Below are 13,427 nucleotides of genomic sequence, written 5' to 3'. Positions count from 1 at the left end.
GCCCGGCACCTCACGCCTGCGCGCGCCCGTGAGGAGTTGTCAGAAGTTGTCGTGTACCAGGGCGTTTACCTGAGGGCCCGGAGACCTACCCTGAAAGTATGGGCGGGCCAGGAGATCCACCTGCGGGGACACCCGAGGGCACTCCCAACGGTGGTGAGGACGAGTACCGATCCGTCGTCTTCGACGAGTCGTTCGTGCGGGCTGCGCGACTCCAGGAGTTCTCCGCGCAGGAGCGCATGGTCGACCACGCGCGCGCCGTGCGCCGCCGCCCGGCCCTCCACCGCGCCCTGTCCCGGCAGGCGGTGATCCTCGTCGTCCTGATCGCGGTGGCCTTCGGGACCGCGATCTACATGGGCGTACGCCACCCGTACCAGACCCCGGCCGCCAAGCGCCCCGAGCCGCTGCGGATGACCGTGATACCGCTCGCCCCGCGGGGCCGCGTGCCCGGCTCGAAGAGCGTCGAGGAGCTCTACGAGCACAGTCCCGCCGCGCAGTTCCCGGTGGGCGCCGGAGGCATCAACCTCCCTGCCGCGCGCCGCACTTCACACTTCTCGGACAGCCAGGTGATGGCCGCGCTGACCACCGCCAAGGACTATCTCGTCGAGTCCTCGCTCGACCCGGACGTGCTCACCGGCGGCTCGGCGCGCTCCGTGCGGATCCTGCTCGACCCGGAGCAGCTCGACCAGTTCGACCGCAGCTTCAGCAACCCCGTGGCCGACGGGCGCCACGCGGCCACCGGCTGGCTCGTGCGGTTCGACCCGACGCGCACCGCGCTCGCCGACAAGCACGTCAGGACGCAGGGCACGCTGCGGGCCGTCGAGACGGACAAGAACACGCTCGAGGTGACCTCGGACCATACGTTCGTGTACGCGCTCCGGCCGGTCGGCGAGGGCGGCGGCGGGGACACCGCCGAGGGGGCCGGCGCGGACGGTGCCAAGGCGTCCCTGTTCACCGTCCGGCGCGAGCTGCACTTCCGCTTCGACCGCGACGACCTGCGGATGCACCAGACCGAGCTGCTCGTCTCCGCCACCCAGGCGGGCCCCCTCGCCTGCGCCGGCGACGCGACGAGCCATCTGCGGCCGCTCCTCGCCGGGCAGCGGGCCAAGGGCGGCGGACCGGCCGGCACCGACCCGTACGCGACGGGGGACGCGACGGCGCTGTGCGGATCGCTGGCGGAGTCGGCCCAGCCGTCGCTGTCGCCTTCCTGAGGGCCGGTCGCCTTCCCGAGGGCTACGGGGCTACTGGTCCTCGTCGGAGGGGCCGCCGGTGCCCGGGCGACCCTGGCCGCCCTGTCCGCTCTGGCCGCCCTGCCCGTTCTGGCCCGTGAACTTCCCGCGGAGCTTGCCGCCCAGGTCGCCCGCGCCGCCCGCGATGTCGCTGACCAGCTTCATCAGCGGGTCCTTGCTGTTGCGTACGTTGTCGGCGTACGACGAGGCCGACTGGCGGAAGGAGTCGGAGACCGAGGTGTCCTTGTCCTCGTCGCGGCGCGGGTAGTGGCCGTCCATGATCCGCTGGTAGTCGCGGGACGCGGCCCACTTCTTCAGCTCGGCGGCGCGCACGGTGGTGAAGGGGTGCGAGCGCGGCAGCACGTTCAGGATCTTCAGCACGGAGTCGCGCAGGTCGCCCCCGGCCTCGTACTCCTCGGCCTGCTCCAGGAACGCGTCCACGTTCATCTCGTGCAGGTGGTTGCCGCCCGCGATCTTCATCAGGCCGCGCATCGACGCCTGGAGGTCCTGCCCGACCAGCAGGCCCGCCCGGTCGGCCGACAGCTCGGACTTGCGGAACCACTCGCGCAGCGCCGTCACGATCGCCATGATCGCGACATTGCCGAGCGGGATCCACGCGACCTTCAGGGCGAGGTTCGTCAGGAACAGCAGGATCGTCCGGTAGACGGAGTGGCCGGAGAGCGCGTGGCCGACCTCGTGGCCGACGACCGCCCGCATCTCCTCCTCGTCGAGCAGCTCGACCAGGCCCGTCGTCACGACGATGATCGGCTCGTCGAGGCCGATGCACATCGCGTTCGGCACCGGGTCCTGGTTGACGTACATCGGCGGGACCTTCTCCAGGTCCAGGATGTAACAGGCGTCCCGCAGCATGGTGTTCAGATGGGCGAACTGCGCGTCGGACACGCGGACCGAGTCCGACAGGAACAGCAGCCGAAGGCTCCGCTCGGGCAGCAGGCCGCTGAGCGCCTTGAAGACGGTGTCGAACCCGCTGAGCCTGCGCAGGGCCACCAGGGCCGAACGGTCCGCCGGGTGCTCGTACGCCCGCGACGAGATGCCCGGGAAGCGCCGGCGCTGCCGGCTCGGCACGTGCTCGTGGCCGGTGCCGTCCCCGCCGCCGTGCTGGTTGTCGTCGGTCATGCCGCATCCCCCATGTCTCGTCCTCCTCTGCCCCCGAGGTGGGGCCCAGCCTAGGCGGAGATACCGTGACAGGGCAGCACACAGAAGGAGTCTTCCGTCATGGAGCACAACCCTGGGGCCGACTGGCTCACGGAGGCGGCCAAGGCCGCGGAGCAGCAGGGTCCCGGCAATCTGCTGCGGATCGTACTGATCGTCATGGTCGTCGGCTGCGTACTGGTGGGCTGGTTCCTGCTGCGCGGGTATCGGCAGGGGAACGACGGGGGCGCGCGGCGGGACGACGGCGGTGCGTCCGCCGACCGTACGTCCGGTGAGAACCCTTCGGCCGGCCGCACGCCCGGTGAGAACCCTTCGGTCGACCGCACGTCCGGCGAGAGCGCGTCCCCTGACCGTGCGTCCGACGAAGGCGCGGACAGCCGGAACGGCTGAGTCGGCGTGAGCCGGAGCGAGGCCCCCGCTTACGATGGGCCGGAAGTCTTTATGTCCATCCCACCCCCGGATAGGTCCTGCCTGAGATGAGCCTCCACAGCACCGCCGCCCAGCTGGTCACTCTCGCCTCCGAGGGCGGCGAGCACGGCGGCAACCACGCAAGCCTCAGCCCCCTCGTCACCGGCGGCGGCGCGTTCGTCGCGCTCATGCTGCTCCTGTGGATCACCACGCGCTTCAACCGCGACCGCTGAAACAGGGCTCGTCCGCCGGGCCGGTAGGGTCTGCACGCATGGGAGAGCAGGACATGCCTACCGGTCCGGGGACCGGTCCGGTGAGCAACGGCAAGCGCCGCCTGGGCGTCATGGGCGGAACGTTTGATCCGATCCACCACGGACACCTCGTGGCGGCCAGCGAGGTCGCCGCGCAATTCCACCTCGACGAGGTGGTGTTCGTGCCGACCGGCCAGCCGTGGCAGAAGAGCGACAAGCAGGTGTCACCTGCCGAGGACCGCTATCTGATGACGGTCATCGCGACCGCCGAGAACCCGCAGTTCTCGGTGAGCCGCATCGACATCGACCGCGGCGGGGCGACCTACACCACGGACACGCTGCGCGATCTGCGCGCCCTCAACCCCGACACGGACCTCTTCTTCATCACGGGCGCCGACGCCCTCGGCCAGATCCTGACCTGGCGGGACACGGAAGAGCTGTTCTCTCTCGCGCACTTCATCGGGGTCACCCGTCCCGGCCACACGCTGGCCGACCCCGGACTGCCCAAGGGCGGTGTCTCCCTGGTGGAGGTGCCAGCCCTGGCCATCTCGTCCACGGACTGCCGCGCGCGGGTCGCCAAGGGGGACCCGGTCTGGTATCTGGTGCCGGACGGTGTGGTGCGTTATATCGACAAGCGCGAGCTGTACCGCGGCGAATGAGCCGAGAGGGGCACCGGTGAACGACCGACAGTACGACCCTTATGCGGGCAGCGACCCGTATGCGGGCGAGTACGCGGCTGATCAGTACCAGGTCGTCGGGTACGACGAGTACGGGCGGCCGGTGTACCAGCAGGTGCAGCCACAGGTGCCCCCGCAGCAGCACGCGCCCCAGGTCCCCTCGCAGCAGCAGCCGCACGGGCAGCAGCCCCAGGGCTACGGGTACGACCCGTACGCGGGCGGGCAGCAGCAGGGGTACGACGCCGGGGCGTACGACTCGTCGTACGGGAACACCGGCGCCGGGAACACCGGTGGTGCCGGGACCTCGTACGACACCAGCGGGTGGATTCCGCAGCAGCAACAGTCCCAGCCCCAGCAGCCGCAGCAGTTCCAGTCTCAGCAGTCCCAGCCTCAGCCCCCGCCCCAGCAGTTCCAGTCCCCACAGCCTCAGCAGCCTCAGCAGCCTCAGCAGCCTCAGTCGCACCAAGTGCCCCAGGCTCCGGTCCAGCCGGACCCCGAGCCCCCGCGGCGCGCACCGGAGCACGAGCAGGCGCGCGACCAGCGGCGTGAGCAGCCCGGTGAGTACCAGACCGAGCAGTTCTCCTTCATCGAGGAGCCGAACGAGGACTCCGAAGACGTCATCGACTGGCTGAAGTTCACCGAGAGCCGCACCGAGCGGCGCGAGGAAGCCAAGCGGCGCGGGCGCTCCCGTGTCGTCGCGCTCGTCGTGGTGCTCGCGCTGGTGATCGCGGGCGGCGTCGGCTACCTGTGGTTCGCGGGCAAGCTGCCCGGCCAGTCGGACGGTGGGGACGACGCCGCGGCGGCCACCGGACCGCAGAAGCGGGACGTGATCGTCGTCCATCTGCACAACACCAAGGGCAAGGTCACCTCGACCGCGCTCCTGGTGGACAACGCCACCACCAAGCAGGGCGCCACCGTCCTGCTGCCCAACTCCCTGGCCGTGTCGGACGACGACGGTACGCCGACGACGCTCGGCAAGTCCGTCGACGACGACGGTTCGACCGGCACCCGCGAGTCGATCGACACGGTGCTCGGCACCTCGGTCGAGGGCACCTGGCGCCTGGACACCCCGTACCTGAACAACCTCGTCGAGCTCGTCGGCAACATCGACATCGACACCGACACCGAGGTGCCCGACCCGAAGGCGAAGAAGGGTGAGGCCCCCCTCGTCAAGAAGGGCGAGCAGCAGACCCTGAGCGGTCCGATGGCGGTCGCGTACGCCACGTACCGCGCGCCCGGCGAGGGCGAGACCGCGCAGCTCAACCGCTTCGGCGCGGTCATGCAGGGCGTCCTGCGCAAGCTGTCGTCGGATCCGCAGGCGGCGACCACCACGGTGGAGTCGCTGGCGCAGATCCTCGACCCCTCGCTCAAGGAGAAGGACCTCGGCGCCTTCCTCGCCAAGCTCGCCGACCGCGCGAAGGGCGGCGACTACAAGACGACGCTGCTGCCGGTGCGGCAGGACGGCACGCTGACCGAGAAGGCCGGCGACACCGTGGTCAAGGACGTCCTCGGCGGCGCGGTGAAGAGCCCGGACAAGGGCGCGGCCGTCCGGGTCGGCGTGAAGAACGCCTCCGGCAAGCAGGGCGCGGGCCAGGACGCCCGGGTCGCCCTGGTCAACGGCGGCTACACCTTCATCGACGGCGGCGCGGGCGCCACGTCCCAGGCGTCCTCCCAGGTCACCTACGCCGACGAGGACAAGAAGACGCAGGCCACCGAGGTCGCCAAGACCCTCGGCCTGCCGGCGAGCGCGGTCCGCAAGGGCAAGACGGCCTCGAACGCCGACGTCTCCGTCGTCCTCGGCCAGGACTACCGGACCAACGGGTGACCGTGTCACCGCCCCCGCGCGGGGGCGGTGACGAAATCGTCTGGGGCGCCGTCGGCGGTCCGTGAGACCCTTGGGGTGTATCGCCCACCCGAAGGAAAGCTCTCTAGTGACCGCCACGGACCGCTCCATCGAGCTCATCAACGTCGCCGCGCAGGCGGCTGCCGACAAGCTCGCGCACGACATCATCGCGTACGACGTCAGCGACGTGCTGTCGATCACGGACGCCTTCCTGCTCGCCTCCGCACCCAACGACCGCCAGGTCAAGTCGATCGTCGACGAGATCGAGGAGCAGCTGAACAAGCAGCTCGGCGCCAAGCCGGTCCGCCGCGAGGGCGACCGCGACGCCCGCTGGATCCTCCTCGACTACGTGGACATCGTGGTGCACGTCCAGCACAGCGAGGAGCGCGTGTTCTACGCCCTCGAGCGCCTGTGGAAGGACTGCCCCGAGCTCGACCTGCCGGAGGACGCCAAGGCGACCCGCGGCAAGGCCGCCGAGCACGCCGAGCGCCAGGCCGCGGAGGAGGCCGACCTGGACGGTGAGCTGCGGTGAGCAACCGCGGCTGCCGGATCATCCTGTGGCGGCACGGCCAGACGTCCTGGAACCTGGAGCGCCGCTTCCAGGGCTCCACGGACATCGAGCTGACGGAGACGGGCACGGCCCAGGCCAGGCGGGCCGCCCGCCTCCTCGCCTCCCTGCAGCCGGACGCCATCGTCGCCTCCGACCTCAAGCGCGCGGCGGCCACGGCCGCCGAGCTCGCCTCGATCACCGGCCTCCCCGTCACGCACGAGGAGGCGCTGCGCGAGACGTACGCCGGTGAGTGGCAGGGCCTCACGCACGACGAGATCATCGCCCGCTTCGGCGAGCAGTACGCCGCGTGGAAGCGCGGCGAGCCGGTGCGCCGCGGCGGCGGCGAGCTGGAGACCGAGGTCGCCGACCGGGCCGCGCCCGTCGTCCTGCGCCACGCCGAGAAGCTGCCCGAGAACGGCACGCTCGTGGTGGTCAGCCACGGCGGCACCATCCGCACCACCATCGGTCGCCTCCTCGGTCTGGAGTCCCACCACTGGGAGGGGCTCGGGGGTCTCTCCAACTGCTGCTGGTCGGTCCTCGGCCAGGGCGCGCGCGGCTGGCGCCTGCTGGAGCACAACGCCGGCACGCTGCCGGAACCGGTGCTGGGCGACGACGACTGAGTCGCTCCGGACGGCGGCCGGACCCGGATTTCACATTCGGGCTGGTCGCAGGCTAAAGTTCTTCTTGTTCGCACCGCGGAGCGGGAAGAACGCAAGGGGCTATAGCTCAGTTGGTAGAGCGCCTGCATGGCATGCAGGAGGTCAGGAGTTCAATTCTCCTTAGCTCCACAGTCCCGAAGATCCCGTCCCCATCAGGGGGCGGGATCTTCTGTTGTGCCCGCCCTTGTGCCCTGCCCTCCTGTCGCCGGGTTCCCCTACCGTCCTGCCGCCGGGTTCGTGGCCGCGGTCGTCCTGAGCGCGCGCAGCTTCGCCGCCAGGCGCGTGCTCTCCTCGTCGTTCGGCGTGTAGACGACGATCCGGGTCTCCGGCATGCCGTCGATGGTCAGGGACGCCGACGTCATGCGCAGCTCGCCGACCGCGCAGTGCCGGAACGTCTTCACGCGCGGTCCGGGCGGTATGACGTCGCCGCTCTTCCAGAGCCGCGCGAACAGCGGGCTCGCGGCGGACAGCCGGTCGATGAACCCCTCCCAGGCCGGCTCGCCCACATGGCGCCCGTACGCACTGCGCAGGGTCGCCGCCATCACCGGCAGCTCCGAGTCCCGGAAGACCAGCGGGCACTCATCGGCGGGCGAGGTGAACAGCGACCACAGCGCGTTCGGCACGCTGCTGCCGGGGGCCCGGGGGAGCAGGAAGAGGTCGCGGTAGGCGGGGTTCGTGGCGAGGACGTCGTAGCGCGCGTTGTAGACCACCGCCGGGCGCGGGTCCATGGCGTCGATGATGCCCTGGATCTCCACGCCCACCGCCTCCGCCGCGGCCTCGCGGTCCGGGGCGTACGGCACCTCGGCCAGGTGGTATAGGTGCTCCCGCTCGGGCTGGTCCAGGCGCAGGGTGCGCGCCACGGCGTCCAGGACCTGCGGCGACGCGTTGATGGGGCGGCCCTGTTCGAGCCAGGTGTACCAGGTCACGCCGACGCCGGAGAGCTGGGCGACCTCCTCGCGGCGCAGGCCGGGGGTGCGGCGGCGCAGGCCCGGGGCCATGCCCACGTCGGCCGGGGTCACCCGCGCCCTGCGGGTGCGCAGAAAGGCGGCGAGCTCCGGTCTGCGGCGCTGCGTCTGCCGCCGTGTCTGCGTGCGCGGCTGCTCCTGCGTCCCTGGCTGCGCCTGCGTCCGGGCCTGTGCCGTCGCCCGCGCCACCGTCCGCTCCCGGCTCCGGGTCGCGCCCGGCTGCCCCTGTGTCGCCGCCATCGTCGTCACGTCCCCCATCGTCCGCTTTCGCCCCCGCCGCTGCCAGGTGCTGTCAGTACCAGCATCGGCGGGCTCTCGTCACCCGTGCCGGGCCGTCCTCACGCTCGATGGCATGACGACGACCACCCCACCCGCCCCCGCGGGTCCAACTTCCGTATCCAGTAAAGCCCCCGGCACCGACAATCGCGGCGGCCGCCTGCTCGCGGTCGTGCTGGCCGCCCAGTTCATGGCGCTCCTCGACGTCTTCATCGTGAACGTCGCGGCGCCCACCATCCGCGCCGAACTCCACGCGTCCGGCGCCGGATTGCAGCTCGTGATCGCCGGCTACACCATCACGTATGCCGTGCTCCTGATCACCGGTGCGAGGCTCGGCGACCGCTTCGGCCACCGCCGCGTCTACCTCGTGGGGCTCGCGCTCTTCACCGCGGCCTCGCTCGCCTGCGGACTGGCCCGGGGCACGGGCGAGTTGATCGCCTTCAGGCTGCTCCAGGGCGCGGGCTCGGCGGTCCTCATTCCGCAGGTGCTCAGCCTGATCCAGCGCAATTTCGCGGGCGAGGCGCGGGTGAAGGCGCTGAGCGCGTACTCGGCGGTCCTCGCGGTCGGCGCCGCCGCGGGCCAGGTGCTCGGCGGGGTCCTCGTCAGCGCCGACCTCTTCGGCACCGGCTGGCGCCCGGTCTTCCTCGTCAACGTGCCGGTCGGCGTGGTCCTGCTGGCCATGGCGGTACGCGTGCTGCCGCGCGACGACGACGCGGAGCGGTCGGCGGAGCGGGCCCGTGGGCTCGATCTGCCCGGACTCGTGCTGCTGGGCGCAGCCGTCTCGCTGTTCACCGTGCCCCTGGTGCTCGGGCAGGAGACGGACTGGCCGCTGTGGTCCTGGCTCTCGCTGGCCGCCGCCGTGGTCTGCTTCGCGCTCTTCTGCGCGTACGAGTCCCGGCTCGCCCGGCGCGGCGGGGCGCCGCTGATCGCGCCCCGGGTGCTGCGGACGCCCGGCATGGGCCTGGCGATCTTCCGGATCGCCGGCGTGATGGCCGTGAACGCGGGCTTCCTCTTCGCGCTCACCCTGCACATCCAGGGCGGCCTCGGCTACAGCGCGCTGCGGGCGGGCCTCACCTTCGGGCCGACGGCGGTGGTCTTCGGCCTGGTGGGCCTGACCTGGCGCCGCTGGCCGCAGGCGCTGCAACGGTCGCTGATTCCCGCCGGGTTCGCGCTGACGGCGGTGTCGTCGACCGCCGTGGGGCTGCTCCTGCGCGACGGCGATGACGGCGGCCTCTGGCTCTACGCCGCCTTCGTCGGCCTGGGAGCGGGGCTCTCCCTGGGCTTCAGCCCCACGCTCACCCGGGCGCTCGCCACGGTGCGGGCCGAGGACGCGGCGGACGCCAGCGGCCTGCTCGCGACGGTCACGCAGCTCGGTCAGCTGACCGGTGTCGCCGGTTTCGGTGCGCTTTTCCTGAACCGGCTTGAGTCGGAAGGGGCCCCGGGGGCGTATTCATCCGGAAGCGCGCTCCTGGTGTGCACCTGCGCGCTGGCCGCCGTCGCCGCACTTGGCGCCGTGTCCGGACTGGTACGAATGCGTCGCTGACCGGCTCGCTCAGACCGTGGCAGAATCGGACGGCCGGAAGGGGACGCAGCCCGACGGGAGGGAGAGCGCGATGCCTGCGAGCATCATCGAAGAGGTCGACCGCCTCTTCGACGAGGCGGCCGTACGAGAACGGGCCGCGCTCCGCACGCTCCTCAACTGCCCTTCCTGCGGCTCGGCCCATGTCGCCCAAGTGCTCGGTGACAACGGCGGAGTCTCGTACGTGTGCACCGCCTGCGGCCACAGCTGGAGCTGATCGATGGGTGCACACAGGCGGAAGTGCGACTGGTGCGACAGTGGCACGCCGATCGTCCGCGACATGGAACCGGTCAACCAGGACTACCAGTACTGGTGCGAGGAATGCGCCCGCGCGCTGATCATAAAAGGCGACCCCATCGAGACGTACCGCGAGCTCGAAGGGGAGCCGATCTACGGTCGGCTGCTCGACGAGCACTGCACGCTCAAGCGGTTCTACTCGTTCGCCACAGCGTGACGGCCTGCCCCAGAAGGAACCCGAAAGCGGTCACTACGTAGAGGCCTGACAGCGTCATCTGGCCATAGTTCTGGGCGAGTTCAAGCCGTCCTGTTCCGTGGGGCACCCCCCACAGGGCGTACGAACAGAAGGCCAGGGCCGCCGCCCCGGCGACCGCCCACGGTGCCCGGCCGCCCCGGCGCACCGCCTCCGTCCCCAGGAGCAGCACCATCGGCACGCACCACACCCAGTGGTGCGACCACGACACCGGGCTCACCAGGAGCGCCGTCGCCGCGCAGGCGAGCGCCGCCCGCGCCCGCTCCCCGCGCAGCGCGGCGGCCACCGCGACGGCGAGGCCGAGGGCGCCCGCCACGGCGGCCGACAGGATCCAGGCGCCGCCCGGCTCGCCGGAGTGCAGGAGCCGGGCGAGGACGCCCCGCAGCGACTGGTTCGCGGTGTCCTCGGCGAATCCGACCCGGCCCGCCTCGAAGACCATCCGGGTCCAGAAGCGCCACGAGTCGTACGGCAGGGCGGCCGCCGCGAGGAGCGTCGCCCCGGCGAACGACGCGGCCGCCACGCACGCGTGCCGCACGGCGGGCCGCCACGCGTCGCGGCGCACCGCCTGGACGGCACCGGTGAGCAGCAGGAGCACCGCGAAGAGAGCGGGCGTGAGCTTGATCGCCGCCGCCATGCCGATGCCCACGCCCGCGCAGCGGTCGCCGGGGCGCCGGGTCAGGTCCCACAGGACCAGGACGGCGAGCAGCAGATTGATCTGCCCGTAGCGCAGGGTCGTCCACACCGGCTCGCACCACACGGCGAGCGCGGACACCCACAGGGCGCTCTCCACGCGCGCGTGCCACTCGTCGCCGATCAGTCGCAGGGACAGGCGCACGAACGCCAACAGGAGCAGCAGATTGCCCAGTGTCGCGGCGGTGCGCATGTCCGGCGTGCTCAGGAGCGTCAGCGGCGTGAACAGGAGCGCGGCGAACGGCGGGTAGGTGGTGGGCAGGAGCGCCTCGGTGGCGCGCAGTGCGTAGAGGTCGCCGCCCGCGCGCACGGTCTCGCCCTCGGCCCGGTAGACCATCAGGTCGATCATCGAGACGCCGGCGGCGCGCTGCGCGATCCAGAAGGCCGTGAAGGAGAGCAGGCAGACCCCGGCGGCCAGGGGCACACGACGGCGGGCTGCGGCGAGCGCGATCACGGTCACGAAGGCTGACAGTACCGGGCGTATCCACCCAGACCGGAAACGATTTGGTGGAGCACGGGTAGGACCGTGTAATGTTGGCGGAGCCGCCGGGGAAACCGGGCGGACAACGCAAGGGGCTATAGCTCAGTTGGTAGAGCGCCTGCATGGCATGCAGGAGGTCAGGAGTTCAATTCTCCTTAGCTCCACAGGAATTGAGAGCGGGCCACCCGGATCGGGTGGCCCGCTCTTTTTGTGTCATCCGATCCGGTTGTGTCATCCGATTCGGGGTGTCGTGCGCCGTCCGTTCCGGGCGCCTTCTGTCATCCGTTCCGGGCGTCGGCTTCTGTCACCCGTTCCGGGACGTCCGGCCCCGGACGCTCGTCGTCGTGACTCTCCTTGTCACTGTTTTCCGCTGCCGAGCGCCCTGCGGCGTCGGCCCGGCGGGAGCGCGGCGGGCGCTGCGGGGCGGACCGCGGTCGCCGTCCTCGGGTCCTCCTCGATGCGCAGGGCGAGCGCCGGACAGCGGCGCACGGCGCGTGCGGCACGTGCTTCGGAGTAACGCGGTACGGAGGCTTCCGCCACCGAGGGGAAGCCGTCGGGACCCAGCTGGATCAGCTCGGGGACGATGTCCGCGCACAGCCCGTGGCCCTGGCAGAGCGTCCAGTCGACGGCCAGCTTGCGGCCGCTGGGCGCCTCCGCCGGGGCGGCCTCGTCCTGGAGGGGCAGGACCCCCTCGACGGGCCGTCCGCAGCCGCCGCCCAGGACGTGCGCCGCGAGGTCGTCCGTGAACGCCGAGATCGTCGACTCGATGAACGCCGCCGAACCGTCCGGGTGCTTGCACGCCCCCCGCCGCTTCACGGCCCGCGTCACCTCGCGCAACGCCTCCAGGGCGGTCGGGCCGCCGCCCTGGAGGACATCGGCGAGACCGCGGGCCGCCGCGGGGAGTCCCAGGTAGCAGGGGCCGCACTGTCCGGCGCTCTCGGCGGCCAGCCAGTTGGCGACGTGCAGGGCCTCCCCGAGCGGGCAGGTGCCCTCGCCGATCGGCAGGATCGCGCCCGCGCCCAGAGCGCCTCCGCAGGCGTCCAGGGCGGCGCGCGAGACGACCGCGTCGTGCGCCGTGACGCTGTCGAGCCACTTGCCGTGATAGCCGCCCGTCAGCACGCCCTGGGGGAGCGCCGGGGCGCCGGCGAGTTCGAGGACGTAGCGCAGGGGCACTCCGGTGGGCACCTCGACGACCATCGGCCGGGCGACCGCTCCGGAGAGGGTCAGCAGCACCGTGCCGGGCTCGTCGCGCAGACCGGTGCGGCAGTAGCGCTCGGCGCCCGCCCGCGCGGCCACGGCGAGCTGCGCGAAGGTCTCCGCGTTCGACAGCAGGGTGGGGGCGCCGCCCACTCCGGAGTCCGACGTCCGCACCTTGCGGCCCGGCGGCAGCGGGGGGCCGCCGTCCGCCGAGCGCACCAGTGCCGAGGACTCCCCGGTGACCATCCGCACCGGATTGCGCTGCACCCGCGCGCGGAGGGCCGCTCCGCGCCGGTTGCCGAGGCCGCGCTCGGCCAGGGCGGTGCGCATCGAGGCCTCGGTGGAGTCCCGGGTCACGCCGACGACCAGCGTGCGCGCGCCGAGGGCCTCGGCGGCCAGCAGGGCGCCGTCCAGGATCAGGTGCGGGGCGCGGTTGATCAGGACGGTGTCCTTGCGGCAGGCGGGCTCGTCCTCGCTGCCGTTGACGACCACGACGGGACGTACGCCCCGGCGGATCGCCGCCTCGGCGACGGACCGCAGCTTGCGGGCGAAGGGGAAGCCCGCGCCGCCCCGGCCGCGCAGCGAGATCTGCTCGGCCAGCTGGGCCAGGGGCTCGCCCGCCACGGGTTCGAGCGGGCCGTGCACCTTCAGGTGCATGCCGAGGTCGAGGCGTTCGACGAGATCGAAGCCCGAGGTGAGCAGAGGTAGGCCGACGACACGGACTTCGGGGACGTCGGGCAGCGGCGCGTTCACAGATGGCCTCCGGTGGCGGCGTTCCACGGCTCGCCCGAGCTGGGTGCCTGGAAGGGCCGGTGCAGCGGTTCGGTGGCGGGGCCGCTGTCGTGTGCGGGGTCGGGAGCGGGCTCGTAGGCGTGCTCGGGGGCCGGGTCCAGCGGCGGGTCGTAGACGGGCAGGGGGGCCGTGTCGTAGGTCGGCTGCGGCGCCACGTAGGGCGACTCGAC

The 13,427-nt window shown here is 71.9% G+C and carries 14 protein-coding genes, 2 tRNA genes and 1 pseudogene; 12 read left to right on the top strand and 5 right to left on the bottom strand.

Annotated elements, in window-relative coordinates; translation table 11 throughout:
• Window positions 1-98: 98 nt before the first annotated feature.
• Window positions 99-1,208 (top strand): SCO2583 family membrane protein, encoded by a 1,110-nt coding sequence (locus AOK22_RS35450; RefSeq protein WP_055702809.1) that lies wholly within the window; start codon window positions 99-101, stop codon window positions 1,206-1,208.
• A 30-nt stretch (window positions 1,209-1,238) separates the two neighbouring features.
• On the opposite strand, the gene AOK22_RS35445 is transcribed toward AOK22_RS35450, so the two are convergent.
• Window positions 1,239-2,363: a M48 family metallopeptidase gene (locus AOK22_RS35445; RefSeq protein ID WP_055702808.1), complete on the bottom strand. Its 1,125-nt coding sequence runs from the start codon at window positions 2,361-2,363 to the stop codon at window positions 1,239-1,241.
• A gap of 99 nt (window positions 2,364-2,462) precedes the next feature.
• On the opposite strand from AOK22_RS35445, the gene AOK22_RS35440 reads away from it, so the two are divergent.
• The 7 genes from AOK22_RS35440 (at window position 2,463) to AOK22_RS35415 (ending at window position 6,916) form a co-directional block, all read left to right on the top strand.
• Window positions 2,463-2,789, top strand: a complete 327-nt coding sequence (locus AOK22_RS35440; RefSeq protein WP_055702807.1) for a hypothetical protein — start codon at window positions 2,463-2,465, stop codon at window positions 2,787-2,789.
• Window positions 2,790-2,875: 86 nt separating this feature from the next.
• On the top strand, window positions 2,876-3,040 hold the full coding sequence (locus tag AOK22_RS42050; RefSeq protein ID WP_167357918.1) for a hypothetical protein: 165 nt from the start codon (window positions 2,876-2,878) through the stop codon (window positions 3,038-3,040).
• 38 nt (window positions 3,041-3,078) lie between these two features.
• Window positions 3,079-3,717: a nicotinate-nucleotide adenylyltransferase gene (gene nadD, locus AOK22_RS35435; RefSeq protein ID WP_055702806.1), complete on the top strand. Its 639-nt coding sequence runs from the start codon at window positions 3,079-3,081 to the stop codon at window positions 3,715-3,717.
• 16 nt (window positions 3,718-3,733) lie between these two features.
• A complete protein-coding gene (locus AOK22_RS35430; protein WP_055702805.1) occupies window positions 3,734-5,560 on the top strand; it encodes an LCP family protein in 1,827 nt (608 codons plus the stop codon).
• A gap of 106 nt (window positions 5,561-5,666) precedes the next feature.
• Window positions 5,667-6,110 carry a ribosome silencing factor gene (gene rsfS / locus AOK22_RS35425; protein WP_055702804.1) on the top strand — a complete coding sequence of 148 codons (444 nt, stop codon included), beginning with the start codon at window positions 5,667-5,669 and terminating at the stop codon, window positions 6,108-6,110.
• Window positions 6,107-6,748: a histidine phosphatase family protein gene (locus AOK22_RS35420; RefSeq protein WP_055702803.1), complete on the top strand. Its 642-nt coding sequence runs from the start codon at window positions 6,107-6,109 to the stop codon at window positions 6,746-6,748. The genes rsfS and AOK22_RS35420 overlap by 4 nt, the downstream gene beginning before the upstream one ends.
• Before the next feature lie 95 nt (window positions 6,749-6,843).
• A tRNA-Ala gene (locus tag AOK22_RS35415) sits at window positions 6,844-6,916 on the top strand.
• Window positions 6,917-7,002: 86 nt separating this feature from the next.
• On the opposite strand, the gene AOK22_RS35410 is transcribed toward AOK22_RS35415, so the two are convergent.
• Complete coding sequence (locus AOK22_RS35410; RefSeq protein ID WP_079037036.1) at window positions 7,003-8,010, bottom strand: helix-turn-helix transcriptional regulator; 1,008 nt, start codon at window positions 8,008-8,010, stop codon at window positions 7,003-7,005.
• A gap of 94 nt (window positions 8,011-8,104) precedes the next feature.
• Between AOK22_RS35410 and AOK22_RS35405 the strand changes: the two genes are divergently transcribed.
• The 3 genes from AOK22_RS35405 to AOK22_RS35395 all read left to right on the top strand — a co-directional run bounded on the left by AOK22_RS35405 (window position 8,105) and on the right by AOK22_RS35395 (window position 10,061).
• Window positions 8,105-9,571, top strand: coding sequence for an MFS transporter (locus tag AOK22_RS35405; protein WP_208606489.1), 1,467 nt, complete (start codon window positions 8,105-8,107; stop codon window positions 9,569-9,571).
• Window positions 9,572-9,641: 70 nt separating this feature from the next.
• Entirely contained in the window at window positions 9,642-9,824 is a 183-nt protein-coding gene (locus tag AOK22_RS35400; protein ID WP_055702801.1) for a hypothetical protein, read from the top strand.
• A 3-nt stretch (window positions 9,825-9,827) separates the two neighbouring features.
• A complete protein-coding gene (locus AOK22_RS35395) occupies window positions 9,828-10,061 on the top strand; it encodes a hypothetical protein (protein ID WP_055702800.1) in 234 nt (77 codons plus the stop codon).
• Here the strand turns inward: AOK22_RS35395 and AOK22_RS35390 are convergent.
• Window positions 10,030-11,247, bottom strand: a complete 1,218-nt coding sequence (locus AOK22_RS35390) for a glycosyltransferase 87 family protein (RefSeq protein ID WP_063795403.1) — start codon at window positions 11,245-11,247, stop codon at window positions 10,030-10,032. The two genes, AOK22_RS35395 and AOK22_RS35390, sit on opposite strands and share 32 nt — an antisense overlap.
• Window positions 11,248-11,359: 112 nt before the next feature.
• Here AOK22_RS35390 and AOK22_RS35385 point away from each other — a divergent pair.
• Window positions 11,360-11,432 (top strand) — tRNA-Ala (locus AOK22_RS35385).
• A 193-nt stretch (window positions 11,433-11,625) separates the two neighbouring features.
• Here the strand turns inward: AOK22_RS35385 and AOK22_RS35380 are convergent.
• Window positions 11,626-13,218 (bottom strand): NADH-quinone oxidoreductase subunit NuoF family protein, encoded by a 1,593-nt coding sequence (locus AOK22_RS35380; protein WP_055702799.1) that lies wholly within the window; start codon window positions 13,216-13,218, stop codon window positions 11,626-11,628.
• A pseudogene (locus AOK22_RS35375) lies at window positions 13,215-13,427 on the bottom strand (hypothetical protein); the annotation flags it as partial. The gene AOK22_RS35380 and the pseudogene AOK22_RS35375, both read right to left, overlap by 4 nt.

Source organism: Streptomyces silaceus, assembly GCF_001419745.1.
GTDB classification, from domain to species: Bacteria; Actinomycetota; Actinomycetes; order Streptomycetales; family Streptomycetaceae; genus Streptomyces; species Streptomyces silaceus.
The sequence above is the reverse complement of the archived record's forward strand: the minus strand, read 5'-3'. Positions and strand labels throughout refer to the sequence as shown.